This is a genomic window from Leifsonia sp. Leaf264, assembly GCF_001422325.1.
Classification (GTDB): domain Bacteria; phylum Actinomycetota; class Actinomycetes; order Actinomycetales; family Microbacteriaceae; genus Orlajensenia.
On the sequence record NZ_LMMR01000006.1, the window covers coordinates 1 to 19021 of the forward strand.

Annotated in this window: 17 protein-coding genes and 1 pseudogene; 7 read left to right on the forward strand and 11 right to left on the reverse strand. The window is 68.2% G+C overall.

The features are described 5' to 3' along the window. Nucleotides 1-166 (forward strand): annotated as a pseudogene (locus ASF30_RS23595) (IS30 family transposase); the annotation flags it as partial. A 110-nt stretch (nt 167-276) separates the two neighbouring features. Here ASF30_RS23595 and ASF30_RS13090 read toward each other — a convergent pair. The 3 genes from ASF30_RS13090 to ASF30_RS13100 are packed head-to-tail and all read right to left on the reverse strand — an operon-like array spanning nt 277 to nt 4899. Beyond that, nucleotides 277-2004, reverse strand: a complete 1728-nt coding sequence (locus ASF30_RS13090; RefSeq protein WP_055907322.1) for a glycerol-3-phosphate dehydrogenase/oxidase — start codon at nt 2002-2004, stop codon at nt 277-279. Nucleotides 2005-2039: 35 nt separating this feature from the next. Continuing rightward, nucleotides 2040-3158, reverse strand: coding sequence for a GuaB3 family IMP dehydrogenase-related protein (locus ASF30_RS13095; protein WP_055907325.1), 1119 nt, complete (start codon nt 3156-3158; stop codon nt 2040-2042). A gap of 55 nt (nt 3159-3213) precedes the next feature. Continuing rightward, nucleotides 3214-4899 carry an ABC-F family ATP-binding cassette domain-containing protein gene (locus tag ASF30_RS13100; protein ID WP_055907328.1) on the reverse strand — a complete coding sequence of 562 codons (1686 nt, stop codon included), beginning with the start codon at nt 4897-4899 and terminating at the stop codon, nt 3214-3216. Between the two features lie 151 nt (nt 4900-5050). On the opposite strand from ASF30_RS13100, the gene ASF30_RS13105 reads away from it, so the two are divergent. Then, nucleotides 5051-6223, forward strand: coding sequence for a MalY/PatB family protein (locus tag ASF30_RS13105; RefSeq protein ID WP_055907331.1), 1173 nt, complete (start codon nt 5051-5053; stop codon nt 6221-6223). A 65-nt stretch (nt 6224-6288) separates the two neighbouring features. Here the strand turns inward: ASF30_RS13105 and guaB are convergent, their stop codons facing one another. Beyond that, entirely contained in the window at nt 6289-7791 is a 1503-nt protein-coding gene (gene guaB / locus ASF30_RS13110) for an IMP dehydrogenase (protein ID WP_055907334.1), read from the reverse strand. 247 nt (nt 7792-8038) lie between these two features. Here guaB and ASF30_RS13115 point away from each other — a divergent pair, with 247 nt between their 5' ends. From ASF30_RS13115 to ASF30_RS13130, 4 genes are read left to right on the forward strand one after another with little or no spacing between them, the layout of a single operon-like run. Further along, a complete protein-coding gene (locus ASF30_RS13115) occupies nt 8039-9346 on the forward strand; it encodes a branched-chain amino acid ABC transporter permease (protein WP_082467793.1) in 1308 nt (435 codons plus the stop codon). Between the two features lie 14 nt (nt 9347-9360). Further along, entirely contained in the window at nt 9361-10344 is a 984-nt protein-coding gene (locus tag ASF30_RS13120; RefSeq protein WP_055908686.1) for a branched-chain amino acid ABC transporter permease, read from the forward strand. Beyond that, nucleotides 10334-11248, forward strand: a complete 915-nt coding sequence (locus ASF30_RS13125; RefSeq protein WP_055907336.1) for an ABC transporter ATP-binding protein — start codon at nt 10334-10336, stop codon at nt 11246-11248. The genes ASF30_RS13120 and ASF30_RS13125 overlap by 11 nt, the downstream gene beginning before the upstream one ends. Further along, nucleotides 11235-11999: an ABC transporter ATP-binding protein gene (locus ASF30_RS13130; protein ID WP_055907339.1), complete on the forward strand. Its 765-nt coding sequence runs from the start codon at nt 11235-11237 to the stop codon at nt 11997-11999. Before ASF30_RS13125 ends, ASF30_RS13130 begins: the two co-directional genes overlap by 14 nt. A gap of 305 nt (nt 12000-12304) precedes the next feature. On the opposite strand, the gene ASF30_RS13135 is transcribed toward ASF30_RS13130, so the two are convergent. The 4 genes from ASF30_RS13135 to groES all read right to left on the reverse strand — a co-directional run bounded on the left by ASF30_RS13135 (nt 12305) and on the right by groES (nt 16071). After that, the gene (locus ASF30_RS13135) at nt 12305-13600 is read right to left on the reverse strand and encodes an ABC transporter substrate-binding protein (RefSeq protein WP_055907342.1); all 1296 of its coding nucleotides are present in this window, start codon (nt 13598-13600) and stop codon (nt 12305-12307) included. 226 nt (nt 13601-13826) lie between these two features. Beyond that, a complete protein-coding gene (locus tag ASF30_RS13140; RefSeq protein ID WP_055907345.1) occupies nt 13827-14579 on the reverse strand; it encodes an ABC transporter substrate-binding protein in 753 nt (250 codons plus the stop codon). 47 nt (nt 14580-14626) lie between these two features. After that, nucleotides 14627-15577, reverse strand: a complete 951-nt coding sequence (rarD, locus tag ASF30_RS13145; RefSeq protein ID WP_235480332.1) for an EamA family transporter RarD — start codon at nt 15575-15577, stop codon at nt 14627-14629. Nucleotides 15578-15774: 197 nt separating this feature from the next. Beyond that, a complete protein-coding gene (gene groES / locus ASF30_RS13150; RefSeq protein WP_055821246.1) occupies nt 15775-16071 on the reverse strand; it encodes a co-chaperone GroES in 297 nt (98 codons plus the stop codon). Between the two features lie 144 nt (nt 16072-16215). Here groES and ASF30_RS13155 point away from each other — a divergent pair, with 144 nt between their 5' ends. Further along, nucleotides 16216-17403: a class I SAM-dependent methyltransferase gene (locus ASF30_RS13155; protein ID WP_055907348.1), complete on the forward strand. Its 1188-nt coding sequence runs from the start codon at nt 16216-16218 to the stop codon at nt 17401-17403. A 22-nt stretch (nt 17404-17425) separates the two neighbouring features. On the opposite strand, the gene ASF30_RS13160 is transcribed toward ASF30_RS13155, so the two are convergent. The 3 genes from ASF30_RS13160 to ASF30_RS13170 form a co-directional block, all read right to left on the reverse strand. Further along, entirely contained in the window at nt 17426-17698 is a 273-nt protein-coding gene (locus ASF30_RS13160) for a hypothetical protein (RefSeq protein WP_055907351.1), read from the reverse strand. 92 nt (nt 17699-17790) lie between these two features. Beyond that, entirely contained in the window at nt 17791-18510 is a 720-nt protein-coding gene (locus tag ASF30_RS22290; protein WP_157497389.1) for a hypothetical protein, read from the reverse strand. A 19-nt stretch (nt 18511-18529) separates the two neighbouring features. Beyond that, nucleotides 18530-18943, reverse strand: a complete 414-nt coding sequence (locus ASF30_RS13170; RefSeq protein WP_082467797.1) for a DUF4190 domain-containing protein — start codon at nt 18941-18943, stop codon at nt 18530-18532. Nucleotides 18944-19021 lie beyond the last annotated feature (78 nt).

A 19021-nucleotide genomic window follows, 5' to 3' on the forward strand; every position in this document is an offset into this window, starting at 1 on the left:
ACGGCAGCAGCATCGCGAGCAGCATCACCTGCACGCGTGGGACGCCGCAGCGCTGCAGCGCGTACAAGACACGTTGAACCAGCGTCCCCGACCCACCCTCGACTACCGCACACCAGCCCAAGCACTCAACACACTCCTGAACCCGCAAGTTGCAACGACCACTTGACAGCGCCGTGGCGCAACCCCGCTAAATGGCGCACGCGGCCAGTGGGCGGGGCGGGCGGGCGGTACAGCTGGCGGGCGACGACGCGGCTGGCGGCTGGCGGCGCCGCAGGCCTACGGCGTCATGATGTCGGGGGCCTCCAGCCGCACGCGGTCCGCCGACTCGTCATCCGGCTGCTCCTGCGACTGGCGCTCTGCGGCGACGCGCTTGAGGTAGTTGGACACCTCGCGCTCCTGGCGCTTCTTGTCCCAGCCGAGCACGTCGCCCATGAGCTTGGCGGCCACGGGCGCGGCCGAGACCCCGCGATCCCACGCCTCGATGGAGATGCGGGTGCGACGCGCCAGCACGTCCTCGAGGTGCAGGGCGCCCTCGTGGGATGCGGCGTACACGACCTCCGCCGCGAGGTAGTCGTCGGCGCCGGGCAGCGGCTCCCCGAGCGATGCATCGCTGCGGATGAGGTCGAGCAGTTCGTCGGTGAGCGTGCCGTAGCGGTTGAGCAGGTGCTCGATGCGCACGGTGTGCACGCCGAAGGCCTTCGCGATCTTGCGGCGCTTGTTCCAGGCCGCCCAGTAGCCCTCGGCTCCGAGGAGCGGGATCTCCTGGGTCGTCGAGACCGGGATGCGGCCATCGAGGGCGTCGACGGCCGCGTCGATGGCGTCCTTCGCCATGATGCGGTACGTGGTCCACTTGCCGCCGGCGATGACGACGAGACCGGGAACGCTGTGGCCGACGAGGTGCTCGCGGGAGAGCTTCGAGGTCTGCTCGCTCTCACCGGCGAGGAGGGGCCGCAGCCCCGCGTACACGCCTTCGACGTCTTCGCGCGTGAGCTGGGTGGCCAGCACGCTGTTGACGTGCTCGAGCAGGTAGTCGATGTCGGCCGCTGTGGCAGCAGGATGCGCCTTGTCGAGGTTCCAGTCGGTGTCGGTGGTGCCGATGAGCCAGTGCCTGCCCCACGGGATGACGAACAGCACGCTCTTCTCGGTGCGCAGCAGCAGTCCCATCGAGGACTGGAAGCGGTCGCGCGGCACGACGAGGTGGATGCCCTTCGAGGCGCGCACCTTGAAGGTTCCGCGCTCGCCCACCATCCGCTGGGTGTCATCGGTCCACACGCCGGTCGCATTGACGACCTGCTTGGCCCGCACTTCGAAGCGCTCGCCGGTCTGCAGGTCGTGGGCATGGACTCCGACGACTCGCTGGCCGACCTTGATGAATCCCTCTACCTTGACGCGGGTGGCGACGTGGGCGCCGTAGAACGAGGCCGTACGACCGAGCGACGAGACGTACCTGGCGTCGTCGACCTGGGCGTCGTAGTACGTGATGCCGCCGACGAGGGCGTCGTTGGAGAGCGACGGGATGGCCCGCATCACCTGCCGCTTGGACAGGTGCCGGTGGTGCGGCACCCCGGGCGGGCGCCCGCCGGTGTAGCTGAAGATATCGTAGAGGAGCATGCCGGCGCCGATGTAGAACCGCTCGATCACGCGCTTCTTCAGCGGGTAGAGGAACCTCACGGGCTTCACCAGGTGCGGCGCGATGCGTTGCAGCAGCAGTCCGCGTTCGGTCAGCGCCTCGCGCACCAGCCTGAAATCGAGCTGCTCCAGGTATCGGATGCCGCCGTGCACGAGCTTCGACGAGCGGCTCGACGTTCCCGAGGCCCAGTCCCGCTGCTCGAGCAGCCCGACACTGAGGCCACGGGTCACGGCGTCGAGCGCCGCCCCGGCTCCCACGATGCCGCCACCGACCACGAGGATGTCCAGCTCGCGTTCCTTCATCCGGGTGAGCGCGGCCTCGCGTTCCTCAGGGCCGAGCTTGGACGATCGGGTGACGTTGTTCGTAGATGCCATCGTTGGCCTCCCTGAGGCGAGTCGTTATCTCGACGTTAGTTGCCCTGATACGGCGCGACAACCACTTCGACGCGCTGGAACTCCTTCAGGTCCGAATATCCCGTCGTCGCCATCGAACGGCGGAGGGCCCCGACGAGGTTCGCGGTGCCCTCGGCGACGGGTGCCGGACCGTAGAGGATCTCCTCGAGCGGGGCGATTGTGCCGACCTGCACGCGGTTGCCGCGCGGAAGCTTGGAGTGGTGCGACTCGGCACCCCAGTGGAATCCGCCGCCGGGGGCATCCGTCGCCCGGGCGAGCGTCGAGCCGAGCATGACGGCGTCAGCACCGCAGGCGATCGCCTTGACGATATCGCCGCTGGTTCCGAGGCCGCCGTCGGCGATGACGTGCACGTAGCGTCCGCCGGACTCGTCGAGATAGTCGCGGCGCGCACCGGCGACGTCGGCGACTGCAGTGGCCATGGGGGCGTGGATGCCGAGGGCTGCGCGCGTCGTGGATGCGGCTCCCCCGCCGAAGCCGACGAGCACGCCGGCCGCGCCCGTGCGCATGAGGTGGAGTGCGGCCGTGTAGGTGGCGGCGCCGCCGACGATCACGGGCACGTCGAGCTCGTAGATGAACTTCTTGAGGTTCAGCGGCTCGGTGCTCTTCGAGACGTGCTCGGCCGACACAGTGGTGCCGCGGATGACGAACAGGTCGACTCCGGCCGCCACGACGGTCTCGTACAACTCCTGGGTGCGCTGCGGCGAGAGGGCGCCCGCCACCGTGACACCGGCGGACCGGATCTCGGCGAGGCGCTCGGTCACGAGCTCCGGCTTGATCGGCTCGGTGTAGATCTCCTGCATGCGCCGCGTGGCCTGGTCCTGCGGCAGCGAGCGGATCTCGGCGAGCAGCGGCTCAGGATTCTCGTACCGGGTCCAGACGCCCTCGAGGTCGAGGACACCGAGTCCGCCGAGCTGGCCCATCATGATGGCCGTCGTCGGCGACACCACGGAGTCCATGGGGGCGGCGAGGAAGGGGATGTCGAACTGGTAGGCGTCGATCGACCACGTCACCGAGACGTCCTCGGGATCCCGCGTTCGCCGACTCGGCACAATCGCGACGTCGTCGAACGCGTACACACGGCGGCCGCGCTTGGCGCGACCGATCTCAATCTCCATACTCACGTCTCCCAGCCTACTGCCGGGGCCGGGTCGGGCTCACGGATGCCGCGGCTCACCGCGCGCGCACCACGCGGCCCTCGTCCCACACCGGCTGGTCGGCCTCGTAGACGTCGCCGTCCCCGCCGAAGACCAGGTAGCGGTCGAATCCCCTCGCGAACCAGCGATCGTGCGTGACGGCGAGCACTGTGCCGTCGAAGGCGGCCAACCCCTCCTCGAGCGCCTCGGCTGAGACCAGGTCGAGGTTGTCGGTCGGCTCGTCGAGGAGCAGGAGGGTCGCGCCCGAGAGTTCCAGCAGCAGGATCTGCAGGCGCGCCTGCTGTCCGCCCGAGAGCGACTCGAAGTTCTGCTGCGCCGATCGCACCAGGCCGTAGCGGTCGAGCGCCGAGCTCGCCGCCTCGCGCGGCAGTCCGGCCCGGCCGTCGTCTCCGCGATGCAGGATGTCGAGGAGCGTGCGACCTGTGAGCTCGGGGTGGAGGTGCGTCTGGGCGAACCACCCCGGAACCACCCGTGCCCCCAGCACGGCGCGTCCGGTGTGCGGTACCGGTGCGAGCGCCTGGCCGATGCCCGTCACGTGTCCGAGCATCCGATCGGGTTCGGTCCCACCGCGCGCGAGGGCACGCAGGAAGTGCGACTTGCCCGATCCGTTCGATCCGAGCACGGCCACTCTCTCGCCGTACCAGACCTCGAGGTCGAACGGTCGCATGAGACCCGTGAGCTCGAGCCCCTCGCAGACGACCGCGCGCTTGCCGGTTCGGCTGCCGCGCAGGCGCATCGTGACGTCCTGCGCCGGCGGCCGTTCCTCGGGCGGACCCGCCTCCTCGAACCTGCGCAGCCGGGTCTGCGCGGCCTGGTAGCGCGAGGCCATGCCGTCGTTGTAGGTCGCCTTGGTCTTCAACGTCTGCACCAGGGTGCGGAGCTTCACGTGCTCCTCGTCCCAGCGCCGCCGCAGCTCGTCCAGCCTGTCCATGCGGGCGTCCCGGGCGGCGTGGTAGTCGGCGAAGCCTCCGCCGTGCACCCAGACCGTGTTGCCGGCTGCGCCGAGTTCGACGGTGAGGATGCGGTCGGCGGCACGGGCGAGCAGCTCGCGATCATGCGACACCAGCAGCACGGTCTTGCGCGTGGAGCGCAGCTGATCCTCGAGCCAGCGCTTGCCCGGCACGTCGAGGTAGTTGTCCGGCTCGTCGAGCAGCAGCACCTCCTCCGGCCCCCTGAGCAGCGCTTCCAGGACCAGTCGCTTCTGCTCTCCGCCCGACAGCGAGGTCACGTCGCGATAGCGGGCGCGTTCCCACGGCACCCCGAGGGCCGCCATGGTGCATGTGTCCCACACCGTCTCCTGGTCGTACCCGCCGGCGTCCGCGTAGTCGGCGAGCGCCGTGGCGTAACGCATCTGGGTCGAGGTGTCGTCGACCTCGATGAGGGCGTTCTCGCTGGCGTCGAGCTCGATCGCCGCACTCCGCACGCGCGCCGGAGCGACGGAGACGAGGAGGTCGTGCACGGTTCCGGATGCCGCATGCCCCACGAACTGATCCATGACGCCGAGCCCGCCGGCCAGCGACACGACGCCGGCATCCGGAGTCAGCTCGCGCCTGATGATCCGCAGCAGCGTCGACTTCCCGGCGCCGTTCGCCCCGATGAGCGCACCGGTGACCCCCTCACCGACGCGGAACGAGACCGCGTCGAGCAGGGGCCTGCCGTCGGGAAGGGTGAAGGAGACGTCGCTGACGTCGATGTAGCCCATGAGCCGTGAGTCCTCGTGATCGCCTGAGCCCGTCATGCCGGGCGCCGCGGGTGGGCAGCCGATCAGGATACACCGAGAGCTCGCCTTCGGAGCAGGTGCGGACGCAGGCGGGACCCCTGCCGCCGACAGACGGATGCGGCAAGCTGGGCACATGACGAGGATCGAAGCCGAGCCCCTCCACCGCCTCCGCGAGCGCACCAGCGAGAAATGGCGCACGCACCCCGACGATGTGCTCCCCCTCACCGTCGCCGAGATGGACTTCCCGCTGGCACCGGCGATCACGGCGGCGTTGCATGCCGCGGTCGACCGCTCGGACACGGGCTACCTCTACAACAGCCTCGCCGTCGCGACGGCCTTCGCCGGATTCGCGCGCGACCGCTGGGGCTGGGAGGTCGACCCGAGCCGGGTCACCAGCACGGCCGACGTGAGCCTCGGCATCGTCGAGGTGCTGCGCCAGGTCACGCGACCGGGCGACGGCGTGATCATCACTCCCCCGGTCTACCCGCCGTTCTTCGAACTGGCACCCGAGGCATCGGCTCGCATCGTCGAGGTTCCCCTGCTCGGCGGCATCGACGATGGCTGGCGACTAGACCTCGACGGCATCGATGCGGCGTTCGCGGCCGGAGCCCGCGCGATGGTGCTGTGCAATCCGCACAACCCCGTCGGGCTCTGCCACACCGCCGACGACCTGCGCTCCCTCGCCGTCATCGCGCAGCGGCACGGCGCCACCATCGTCAGCGATGAGATCCACAACGCTCTCCTGCGCGACGGCGTCGAGTACTCCCCGTTCCTGTCGGTGTCGGATGCCGCCCGCGAGGTGGGAGTCGCGGTCACGTCCGCGAGCAAGGCCTTCAACCTGGCCGGGCTCAAGTGCGCGCTCATCATCACGGCCAGCGATCGCGGCGACGCCGTGCGGGCGGCTTTCCCCATCGAGGTGAACTGGCGCACCGGACTTTTCGGCGAGATCGCGAGCATCGCGGCGTTCTCGCACGGCGGGGAGTGGCTCGACGGCGTGCGCGAGACCCTCGACGCCAACGCCCGCCTCCTCGGTGAGCTTCTCGCCGAGAAGCTGCCGTCAGCCCGCTATCGCATCCCCGATGCGACCTACCTGGCGTGGCTCGACCTCTCTGCCCTCGGCTGGGGCGACGACCCGGCCGCCTACGCCCTCGAGCACGCGAAGGTGGCGCTGGCCACTGGTCCGGAGTTCGGTGCCGAGCAGGGCCGCGGTCATGCGCGCCTCAACTTCGGCACCTCCCCCGAGATCATCCGTGAGGCGATCGATCGGCTGGCGGAGCTGGCCGCACGCCCATCGACCGGTCGCTGAGGGCCGGACGAAGTCCACGCCCGAAGCGCTCCGGCCGGGCACTGCGCGCCGGCCTCAGCGAGCGGCTACCTGGTGTAGTTCGGAGCCTCGACCACGATCTGCACGTCGTGCGGGTGCGATTCCTTGAGGCCCGCCGCAGTGATGCGCACGAACTTGCCCTTGGCCTTGAGCTCTGCGATCGTGTGCCCGCCCACGTAGAACATCGACTGCCGAAGACCGCCGATGAGCTGGTACGTGACCGCAGCGACCGAGCCGCGGTACGCGACCTGGCCCTCGATGCCCTCGGGGATCAGCTTGTCGTCGCTCGGGACATCAGCCTGGAAGTAGCGGTCCTTGGAGTACGAGGTGTTCTTGCCGCGCGTCTGCATGGCACCGAGCGACCCCATGCCGCGGTACAGCTTGAACTGCTTTCCGCCCTGGAACACGACGTCGCCGGGCGACTCGTCGGTGCCGGCGAGCAGTGAACCGATCATCACGGTGTCGGCACCGGCGACGAGCGCCTTGGCGATGTCGCCCGAGTACTGCAGACCGCCGTCGGCGATGATCGGCACGCCTGCTTCACGTGCCGCGAGCGAAGCCTCGTAGATCGCCGTGACCTGGGGAACACCGACGCCCGCGACGATGCGCGTGGTGCAGATCGATCCGGGACCGACACCGACCTTGACGGCGTCGACGCCCGCGTCGATCAGGGCCTGTGCGCCTTCGCGGGTCGCGGCCTGGCCGCCGATGACGTCGATGTGCTCGAACGAGGCGTCAGCCTTGAGGCGTCGCACCATGTCGATGACCCCGGCGGAGTGGCCGTTCGCGGTGTCGACGACGATCACGTCGACACCGGCGTCGCGCAGCGCCTCAGCCCGCTCCCACGCGTCGCCGAAGAACCCGATGGCGGCGCCGACGCGCAGTCGACCCTCCGAGTCCTTGGTGGCGTTGGGGTACTGCTCGGACTTGTCGAAGTCCTTCACCGTGATGAGGCCGGTCAGCTTGCCTGCCTCGTCGACGAGGGGCAGCTTCTCGACCTTGTGCTTCGCGAAGATCGCGAGCGCCTCGTCGGGGTTCATGCCGACCCGCCCGGTGATGAGGGGCGCCTTGGTCATGACGTCGGCGACCCGGGTGGTCCCCTTCTCGAAGTCGGAGACGAAGCGCATGTCGCGGTTCGAGATGATGCCGACGAGAGTGCCGTCACCGTCGACGACGGGCAGCCCGCTCACCCTGTAGGTGGCGCAGACGGCGTCGACGTCGGCGACGGTCGCGTCGGGAGTCGTCGTGATCGGGTTCGAGACCATCCCGGACTCGCTCCGCTTCACCCGGTCGACCATCTCGGCCTGATCGGCGATCGAGAGATTCCGATGCAGGATGCCGATGCCACCCTGGCGCGCCATCGCGATGGCCATGCGAGCCTCGGTGACGGTGTCCATCGCCGCCGACAGCAGCGGGGTCGCCACGTCAATCCGGCGGGTGAGCCGCGAGCGGGTGTCGGCCTCACTCGGGATGACGTCGGTGTGCCCGGGAAGGAGCAGCACGTCGTCGTAGGTCAGACCGATGAAGCCGAAGGGATCGTGCTCGCCCATCTCGATTTTCCTTTGCTGGAGTTCAGATCGTTACCAAGCCGCAATCCACGCGAGATCGCACCGGTTGCTCAATGTTAAGCGAGTTTGCGCCTCCGGCATTCCACCCGCCAGAATCACTCAGCGTCGACTGGCGCATTCGCGAAACACATAGGACATAATCAGCACGTACTGTCGACAAAGTTGTTGTCAGGATTGACCTAGGAGCCGCCGCCGGCACGACCGGTGAGGCACCCCCCATGGAGGTTCAGTGAATTCCACTGATACGGCTCGTCGGCGATCACCGAGAACTCTCGTGATCCTCGTCGGTCTCTTGTTCGCATTTCTCACACTGAGCGCATTCAACGCCTCACCAGCGCAGGCTGACGAGGTGGGCACCGACTACGACTACATCTTCGTCGGCAACGTCCAGTTCGACCAGAAGCCGTTGGAGGGCGTGGAGATCACGGTCGCCGGCAACGGCTACTCCGCAACGGTGGCGACGGATGCCGACGGCAAATGGAAGATCGGGGTGCCCGAGAAGGCGGCCTACAAGATCACCCTCGATGAGGACACGCTCCCCAAGGGCGTCGTCGTCGCCAAGGGCGGCGCCACCATCCAGGCCGAATTCGGGCTCACCAACACGAAGGCGGTCAACTTCTTCCTCGGAGAAGGGGAGCGCGTCACCACGAGCTTCTTCGACCAGTTCGTACAGCGCGTGGTCAACGGCCTCAACTTCGGTCTCCTGCTGGCGCTGGCCGCTATCGGCGTCTCGCTGATCTTCGGAACGACAGGGCTGTCGAACTTCGCGCACGCCGAGATGATCACCTTCGGTGCCCTCATGACGCTCACCTTCGGCGTCGACCTGGCCTGGCCGCTCTGGATCGCGATCATCATCGCGCTCGTCCTGAGTGCCGGGCTCGGCTGGACGCTCGACGCGATGATCTGGAAACCGCTGCGCAAGAAGGGCGTCGGAATCATCCAGCTCATGATCGTGAGCATCGGTCTCTCGCTCGCGCTGCGCTACGTGTACCAGTTCTTCTACGGCGGAGCCACTCGCCAGCTGCCCGGCGCGACTCTGTCGAGCGACATCCGCTTCGGCGCCGTCGCCCTCTCGTGGGTCGACATCGTCAGCATGGTCATCTCCGTCGTGGTGCTGCTCGGTGTCGCCTTCTTCCTGCTGCGCACGCGCATCGGCAAGGCCACCCGCGCAGTGTCCGACAACCCGAGCCTCGCCTCGGCCAGCGGCATCGACGTCGACGGCGTGATCCGCATCGTGTGGGTGCTCGGAGGACTGCTCGCCGGCCTCTCCGGCATCCTCTACGCCTACGCCCGTCCGGGTGTGAGCTGGGACATGGGCTTCCAGATCCTGCTGCTCGTCTTCGCCGCCGTCACCCTCGGTGGTCTCGGCACGGCGTTCGGCGCCCTCGTGGGATCGATCATCGTCGGGCTCTTCACCGAGCTCACGACCCTGTGGCTCCCGTCCGACCTCAAGTACGTGGGAGCACTCATCATCCTGATCCTGATCCTGCTGTTCCGACCGCAGGGCATCCTGGGTCGCAAAGAGAGAATCGGTTAGGGGGCAGGCACATGATCGACTGGATTCAGATCTTCTCCAATGCCTCGCAGGAGCTCATCAGCCCGACGACGGCGGCGTACGCGCTCGCTGCGCTCGGCCTCGCGATCCACTTCGGATACACGGGCCTGCTGAACTTCGGGCAGGCGGGCTTCATGGCCCTCGGTGCGTACGGCTACGCCATCTCGATCCTCACCTTCGGCTTCCCCGTGTGGGCCGCCGTGCTGGTGGGAGTCGGGGCATCCGTCGTCTTCGCATTGATCCTCGGTATTCCGACTCTGCGACTGCGGGCCGACTACCTTGCCATCGTCACGATCGCGGCCGCCGAGATCCTGCGACTGCTCTTCACCACGGGAACGTGGGAAGCCGTCACGGGTTCGGCCAGCGGCCTGCAGGGGTACAAGGGCAGCTTCGGCGCTCTGAACCCCTTCACCTTCGAGGGCACCGTCGGCTTCGGGCCGTTCCAGTACAACGCCTACGACTGGTGGATCCGCCTCGTCGGCTGGACCGTGGTGATCATCGCGGCCGTCCTCACCTGGCTCATCATGCGCAGCCCCTGGGGCCGTGTCATCAAGGGCATCCGTGAGGACGAGGACGCAGTGCGCGCTCTCGGCAAGAACGTGTACTCCTACAAGATGCAGAGCCTCGTGCTCGGTGGCGTCTTCGGAACCCTCGCCGGCATGATCTTCGTGCTCCCGCGTGCAGTGGTCCCGGCGAACTACCAGACCTCGCTCACCTTCTTCATCTACGCGATCCTGCTGCTCGGCGGTGCCGCGACGATCCTCGGGCCCATCATCGGCTCGATGATCTTCTGGGTGCTGCTGTCGTTCTTCTCGGGCTTCATCGCCCGAGCCGTGGAGGCCGGCTGGCTGCCCTTCATGACCCAGGTGCAGGCAGGTCAGCTGCGCTTCATCCTCGTCGGAGTCGCGATCATGCTGATCGTGATCTTCAGACCACAGGGCATCTTCGGAAACAAGAAGGAGTTGGCCTTTGTCAAGTGACACGACCCCATCAGTCACCCCGGTCAAGACGACCGGCCTGCACATCGGCGATGCCGTCCCGGGCGTCCGCAAGGTCGACCCGATCATCATCGCCGACGGCGTGCGGCGCACCTTCGGTGGTCTGACCGCCGTCGACGTCGACCACGTCGAGATCCCCCGCGGAGCCATCACCGCCCTCATCGGCCCGAACGGCGCTGGAAAGACGACCTTCTTCAACCTGTTGACGGGCTTCGACAAGCCGGATGCCGGCGTGTGGGAGTTCGACGGCAAGCCGCTGCAGCGCGTTCCCGCGTACCGCGTGGCACGCATGGGCCTGATCCGCACCTTCCAGCTGACGAAGTCCCTCGGCCTGCTCACCGTGCTCGACAACATGAAGCTCGGCGCGAAGGGGCAGACCGGCGAGAACCTGTTCCGCTCGATCCTGCCGTTCCTCTGGCGCAAGCAGGAGGACGAGATCACGGTCAAGGCCGACGAGCTCCTCGCCCGCTTCAAGCTCGATGCCAAGCGCGAGGACTACGCGGCGAGCCTGTCGGGCGGCCAGCGCAAGCTCCTCGAGATGGCTCGGGCGCTCATGAGCGATCCGACGCTGGTCATGCTCGACGAGCCGATGGCCGGAGTGAACCCGGCTCTCACGCAATCGCTGCTCGACCACATCCTGGGCCTCAAGGACCAGGGCATGACGGTGCTCTTCGTCGAGCACGACATGCACATGGTGCGCCACATCGCCGACTGGGTGATCGTCATGGCCGAGGGGAAGGTCGTCGCTGAAGGCGACCCGCACACTGTCATGGCCAACCCGGCCGTCATCGACGCCTACCTCGGGTCGCACCACGACACCGACCTGGGCGAGACCGACACCGAGCACGTCGAAGTCCTGAAGGAGCTCATCGATGACGAACAGTAGTCCAGCAGCCCCCGCCGCACCCGCACCCGTCGGCGACCTCGTGGTCGACGTTCGCGCTGTCACGGCGGGCTACCTGCCCGGGGTCAACATCCTCAACAACTGCTCGCTGCAGGCACGTCAGGGTGAGCTCATCGGCATCATCGGCCCGAACGGCGCCGGCAAGTCGACCCTGCTGAAGTCGATCTTCGGCCTGGTGAAGGTGCGAGAGGGCGGCATCTTCCTGCAGGGCGAGGAGATCACCAACCTCAAGGCGAACAAGCTCGTCGCCAAGGGGGTCGGCTTCGTACCGCAGACGAACAACGTGTTCCCGTCGCTCACCATCCAGGAGAACCTGGAGATGGGCATGTACCAGAAGCCCAAGGGCCTCAAGGAGCGCCTGGAGTTCGTGACGGAGATCTTCCCCGAGCTCGGCCGGCGCCTCACGCAGCGCGCCGGTTCGCTCTCGGGCGGCGAGCGCCAGATGGTGGCGATGTCGCGCGCGCTCATGATGGGTCCGCACATCCTGCTGCTCGACGAGCCCAGCGCCGGGCTCTCCCCCGTGCGCCAGGACGAGGCCTTCCTGCGCGTCAAGGAGATCAACAAGGCCGGCGTGACGACCATCATGGTGGAGCAGAACGCTCGCCGCTGCCTGCAGATCTGCGATCGCGGCTACGTGCTCGACCAGGGCAAGGACGCGTACACCGGCACCGGTCGGGAACTCCTAAACGATCCGAAGGTCATCGGGCTCTACCTGGGGACGCTCGGCGAGTAGCGCTCGCAACAACACGAGAAGAGGGGCGGATGCTGCAGCATCCGCCCCTCTTCTCGTTGTCCGCCTCTCCTGCGGGTGGAGGAGTCGACCATCGCGTGGCGGTGGCTCCGTCGTACCCCTGACGCCCTGCTGGCGCCCTCCTGACGCCACAGCGGACCAGGATCACACTCGGCTCCCTCGAGGACGTCCGGCGCTCCGAGCGGGCCCACGCGCGTCCTCCAGGGTCCCGGGACGACGCCTCCTCGCCCGCGGGTACGAGAAAGGGCCCCGGCCGAAGCCGGGGCCCTTCCCATCAGTAGCTGCGCTTAGTTGATGCGCGTGTACTTGTTGTCGGCTCCGTACTGGTAGACACCGATGGTGGCTTCAGTCGGGTCGCCGTTCTCGTCGAACGTGACGGGGCCGGAGGCTCCGTCGTAGTCGATCTGCTTGCCCTCGGCGAGCAGCTTGGCGCCGTCGGCGAACGACGTGACCTTGGTGCCGTCACCCGATCCGCCCGAGACCTGGCGGAGGTACTTCGAGATCTCGGTGCCGTCGGTGCTGTTGGCCGCGTAGGCCGCCAGAGCGATGAGCACTGTCGCGTCGTACGACTCGGGTCCGTAGCTGAAGTCGGTCAGGGTCGAGTCTGCGGTGAGCAGGCGATCCTTGAAGTCGTCCTCGAGCTTGGGGCCGGGGAGGGTGCCCTTCGATCCGGCGATGAGGCCGGGAGCGAAGTCGGCGCTGTAGTCGGCGAGGTTTCCATCGACGAAGTACAGCTTGTCACCGGGGTAGCCGGATCCGACGAGGGCGGGCACGACGACCTTGGCCTCATCGAAGGTGATGACCGCGACGGCGTCGGGCTTCGCGGCGGAGATCGCCGAGAGCTGAGCGTCGAAGTTGGAGTCACCGGTGTTGAACTGCTGCTCGACGACGACCTTGCCGCCGGCGGCCTCGAAGGCCTCCTTCGTGGCCTTCGCCAGGCCGGTGCCGTACGGGTCGTTCAGCACGAGCAGGCCGAGGGTGGAGTTGCCGTCCTCGGCGATCTGGGTGCCGAGGACCTCGCCCTGGAGCAGGTCGGACGGAGCCGTGCGGAAGTACAGGCCCTTGTCGTCGTAGTTCGTGAAGTCGGGCGAGGTGTTCGCCGGCGAGAACTGCACGACGCCGGCACCGGTGATCTGGTCGATGACCGTGAACGAGACACCCGAGGATGCCGCACCGACGATGGCCGAGACGTCCTGCGAGAGGAGGTCGGTCACCGAGACGGTGGCGGTGTCTGTCGTGGTGTCGCCCGAGTCGCGGTAGACGACGTCGAGGTTGAGGCCTGCTGCGGCATCGTTGACCTCGGTGGCGCCGAGCTTGACACCGGCCTCCTCGGGCGGGCCGAGGAATGCGAGGGTACCGGACTGCGGAAGGATCGTGCCGATCTTCAGATCGAGATCACGGTCACCGGCCTTGATGGGCAGGGCGTCGCCGGCCGCGGCCGTCTCGGAAGCGGACGGGCTGGCCGCCTCGCCGCCACCACTGCTGCACGCGGTCAGTAGGAGAGCGCTGACGCCGACGAGGGCGGCTCCGCTCAATACTGCCCGGGCAGAGCGCGAGGCCTTGGCCTTCGCGAATACGCTCATGTTGCTCCTTGGGACTTAGGAATGTGTACACAGATGGCAGTCTGGACGACTGCCGTGATGCCACAGTATTGGGCGATCATGGGGCGGACAAGCCAACTTGGTCACAGTGTGGCAAAACCGTCCAAATTGTTACATCCCGGCAAACTGGCGGGCGCAAAACAACGGATTCTGTACCGCTGAGCCATTCCGGCGACGTTTTCGCGCGTCAGGGAGGGCCGCAGCGCGACTACTTCTTCTTCGTCTTCGCGGGCGTCGGCTCGGCTTCGGGCGTCGCCTGGGCGAGCCCGCCCGAGCCTGTCACGCCGGCGTAGCTGATCGTCGCATCGTCCGCCAGGGCGGCTGCGCATTCTCCGAAGCTGACGCAGGAGAACGACCCGCTGGAGACCGTCGTGATGTCGGCGGCGATAGCGCTCCCCGAGTCGTTGTCGGCAACGGTGGCCGCCAGGGCCACCCGCATCGTGGTGTCGTACGCCTCGCCGCCGCCGGCGAGCGACGTCCCCGGATCGGCGGACCTCAGTCGCGCGGCGAAGGCCTTGTCCGGCTTCCAGTCGGCCGGGCCGATGCGCACCACGGTCGTGGCGCCTCCGAGCGCGGTGATCTCCTCGGGGATGTCACCCGTCGCCGACCACAGCACGACGTCGATCGCGCGATCCTCGAGCTCGGTGGCCAGGGTCGCAGCATCCGTCGCCGTCGACCGGTGCAGTACGACGACGGGAGCGCCGAGCACCCCGCCCTGCTCGTTGAGCTCACGGGCGGCCAGCTCGACCCCAGCGACCTGCGCCTGGGACACCGACGCCTTCTTTCCGGCCATGTCGAGCACGGTCGCTATCTGCAGCGACCCGTCTCCCGCGACGACGGGTTCCGGCGTCGGCGTCGCCGTCGGAGTCGCCGACCCCTTCCCGGAGTCCGCTGCCGTACAGCCCGTGAGCAGAAGTGCTGCTGCCACCAGTGCTGCCAGAGCACCCGATCGGTGGATCATCGTCAAGGCTGTCCTCCCCCTATACCGGGCGCCAGCCTAGCGGCGAGTCAGACCGATTCGACGGATGCGCGCCGAGCACTGCGCGCCGAGCGCACCATGTCGACCGTGAGCACCAGCAGCGCGACCCAGACCAGGGCGAAGCCGACCCAGCGCTCCGGCGGCATCGCCTCGTGCAGCAGCACGACTCCGACGAGGAACTGGATGAACGGCGCGAAGTACTGGATGAAGCCCATGTAGATGAGCGGGAGGCGCCTGGAGGCTGCGGCGAAGAACAGCAGCGGTACCGCCGTGATGACGCCGGCGGCCGCGAGGAGCACGGTGTGCCAGACGCTGACAGTGCCCAGGGTGATGCCCGTCGTAGCGTTCACGACGACGAGGGCGATGATGGCGATGGGCACGAGCCACGCTGTCTCCAGCGTGAGGCCGGAGACAGCATCCACCTGACCGCCGACTCGCTTCTTGATCAGGCCGTAGAAGCCGAAGGAGAACGCCAGCGCCAGTGCGATCCACGGGAAGCTGCCGTGGCCGATCGCCAGTACGAGGACGGCGACGATGCTGATGCCGACCGCGGTCCACTGGAGGGGACGCAGCCGCTCACGCAGCACGATGACACCGAGGAACACCGTGACGATCGGGTTGATGAAGTACCCGAGGGCGGCCTCGACGACCTGACCCGTCGTGGCGGCGTAGACGTACACGGTCCAGTTGACCAGGATCAGCACACCGGCCAGCGCCATGGTCAGGGAGATGCGTGGCTGCCGTGCCAGCGCGAGGAACCCGCGCCAGGCGCGGGTGACCGTGAGGAGGATGGCGCAGAACACCAGCGAGAAGATGATGCGCCAGGAGACGATCTCGGGAGCGCCAGCCGGGGCCAGCGCGATGAAGTAGATGGGGAGGAAGCCCCAGAGCACATAGCTGGTGATCGCGTAGATCAGCCCCGTGCGACCGGTGCTGTCGATCGGTGCCGCGATGGGGGTCTTCGAGGATTCCTGCGTCACAGCCACTCGTCCGAGCTTACGCGGCGCGAGGCCGGTGCGACCTCGGCCCGACTGCCAACGCGACGCGACATCCTGCCGCGGAGCCGCATCCGTTCGTCCCGAAGCCATGACGTCGACACGAGTTCCGCTCACCCCGGGGATGACGAAGGGGCCCGGATGCCGTCAGCATCCGGGCCCCTCACCCGTGTGGGGTGCGACTAGCGCACGACCACCGCGAGAACGTCGCGAGCGGAGAGGACCAGGAAGTCCTCACCCGAGAACTTGACCTCGGTTCCGCCGTACTTGGAGTAGATGACCTTGTCGCCGACGGCGATGTCGAGCGGCACGCGGTTGCCGTTGTCGTCGATGCGACCGGGGCCGACTGCCACGACCTCGCCCTCCTGGGGCTTCTCCTTGGCGGTGTCGGGGATGACGAGACCCGACGCCGTGGTCTGCTCTGCCTCGACCTGCTTGATGACGATGCGATCCTCGAGCGGCTTGATGGAGACCGACACGGTTGACCTCTTTCTGTAACGAAGACTGGGTTAGCACACTCGATATGAGAGTGCTAAGACGAGTTTAGGGCGCGATTGGCACTCATGCAACGTGAGTGCCAACGATGACGATGGCCATCGGCGCCGGTGGGTTAGCGTGGGGGCATGGATCGCTCCGAGCTCGTCGACCTGCTGACGCCCGAGGGATTCCGGCTCCTCGACTCCCTCCCCCCGTGGGACGCGAAAGCCGACGTCGTGCGTCTCGTCAGCTCGCTTCGCGCGCAGGGCCACTCCGCCGGTCTCGTCGCCGGCGTGCTCAGCCAGTCCAGACTGCGGGCCAAGGCGTCGGGCAAGTTCGGCGAATTCGCCTCTCGGATGCTGTTCACGGATGCCGGCCTCGAGCAGGCGACCCGCCTGTCCGTGGCCGCCCTGCACGCCGGGCGCTTCGCCGCGGCAGGCGTCGGCCGGGTGGCCGACCTCGGCTGCGGCATCGGCGGCGATGCCCTCGCCATGGCCGCCATCGACTTGGAGGTGACTGCAGCCGACGCCGACGAGGTCACGGCGGTCATCGCCAGCTACAACCTGGCGCCGTTCCCTTCGGCGACGGTGCTCGACGCCCGCGCCGAGGACGTCGACCTCACGGGCATCGATGGCGTCTACCTCGACCCGGCCCGACGGACCGCCGGCCACGCTGAGACCGAGCGCCTGACGAAGGCGGCCGACTACTCGCCCTCCCTCGACTTCGCCTTCGGCCTCGCCGAGCGGATGCCGACAGGCGTGAAGCTGGGACCGGGATTCGACCGCTCCCTCATCCCGGCCGACGCCGAGGCGCAGTGGGTCTCGGTCGACGGCCAGCTGGTGGAGATGGGCCTCTGGTTCGGAGCCCTGGCTCGTCCCGGCATCCGTCGTTCCGCCCTGCTGCTCGGGAAAGCCGGGACGGCCGAACTCAGTGCCGATGCCGACAGTCCCGACGTGGAGGTCGGCGAACCCGGTGACTACCTCTACGAGCCCGATGGCGCCGTGATCCGTGCCCGGCTCATCGGGGACCTCGCCCGGGAGCTGGACGCCAGGATGCTGAGCGACGGCATCGCCTACCTCACGGCGGACGCCCCGCGGGAGACCCCGTTCGCGACGGCGTTCCGCGTGCTGGAGCAGCTGCCCACCGACGAGAAGAAGCTCAAGGCGGCCCTTCGTGAGCGCGGCGTGGGCACGCTGGAGATCAAGAAGCGCGGCATCGACGTCGACCCGGCCCAACTGCGCAAGCGCCTGCAGCTGAAGGGATCGGCATCCGCCACCATCGTGCTCGCCCGTCAGGCCGGACGGCACGTGACCCTTCTGGTCGAGAGGGTCTGAGCGGCCGCGACGGACCGTCGGATCAGGACCCCGGTGCGACGCGCGCGACGACCAGTACCCAGACCGCGGCGATCAGGATGCCGACCACGCCGGTCGTGATCCCCACGATGCGGTTGACGCGGCTGTAGGAGTCGACGGGGCGCGCGGCGATGCCGGCGATCACGGCTCCCGCCGAGGCTATGGCACCCCACGGGAGGAACAGGCAGACGAGGAGGCCGCCCACGCCCAGCCAGCTGGACAGGCTCGCTGCGGCGCTCGGCGGTTCCGGCAACAGCGCCGCCTCGGATTCGCTCATCGCCTCTCCCCCCTGGACGCTGGAACGAGCACCGACGGTTCGTGGGGCGGATGGCCGGTTCAGGTCATCCGCCCCACGTCGCCGAGAGCTCCCTAGTACCCGCCGTAGCCGTCGTAGCTGCCGATGGACGCGAACACGACGATCCAGAAGATGACCGAGGTGAGTCCGGCGAGGATGCCGACGAAGCCCAGGATGATTCCGGTCAGCCACATCCCCTTCGACGCCGGTTCCTTCTTGCGACCGAGGAAGCCGAGCACCACGGCGGCGGCCGGGATGAAGAGCTGCAGGATGCCGCCGGCGATGGGGATCCAGACCACGGCCAGGGCACCCGCGACACCGATGATTCCGGCGATGAGCGAGATGAGGCTCAGCACGGGGGTCGGTGTCGCCGTTCCGGTCGCGTAGACCGGAGCACCGTAGGCGGGCGGAGCCGGAGGCTGGGACCCGTAGGCGGGCGGTGTGCCGTAGGCGGGCGGTGTGCCGTAGGCGGGCGGCGGCGTCTGGGGCGCGCCGTAGGCAGGCGGGGCGGGTGCTGCCGGCGGTGCGGGGGGCGCCGGCGGCGCCGGGGGGACCGGCGGTGCAGGCGAGTCGACCGGCGGTGCGGGCGGCGCCGGGGGCGCAGGGGGCGTGGGCGGAGCCGGGGGCGTCTCAGGGGCGGCCGGCTCCTCGGCCGCGGCTCCGGATGCAGCATCCGCCGCTGCATCCGTCACTGGAATCTCGGCGGCTTCTGGCGTCTCGGTCGAGGGAACCGTCGGCTCTGCTGCCGGCTGCTCTGGCTCGTCGGGTCGAGCTGGGGTCGTGGGGTCGCTCATGGCGGTGCCTGCTTTCGAGTCAGTACTGCGAGCCGCTCGAGGCGGCGAAGAAGAACAGCGGGATGACGATGAGGAGGATGACGATGCCGGCGAGGATGCCCAGGTAGCCGAGGACGAGACCGGCGATGGCGAAGCCGCGGCCCTGCTCCCCCGTGCGCTTGATCTGGCTCAGGCCGATGTGGCCGAGGATGATGCCCACCAGGCTGATGCCGACGATCGACAGGATGAAGGACACTATCGCCAGCACGTTCCACTTCGTCTGCGCAGGGTACGGCTGCCCGTAGGCGGGCTGCTGGGCGTAGGTCGGCGCCTGCGCCGGAGCGGGAGGTGGGGCATAGGCCGGAGGGGCGGATGCCGCGGGGGGTTGCGGTGCGACCGGCGGGACCACCGGACCACCGGTCTGGTCTGCTGATGGCTGGTTGACGTCGGTCATCGGTCCCCTTCCGGCCGTGGTTCGCACGTTCTGCTCACCCTACTCCGGCTGATCAGGGGCGGAAAGGGTGCCGCGCCC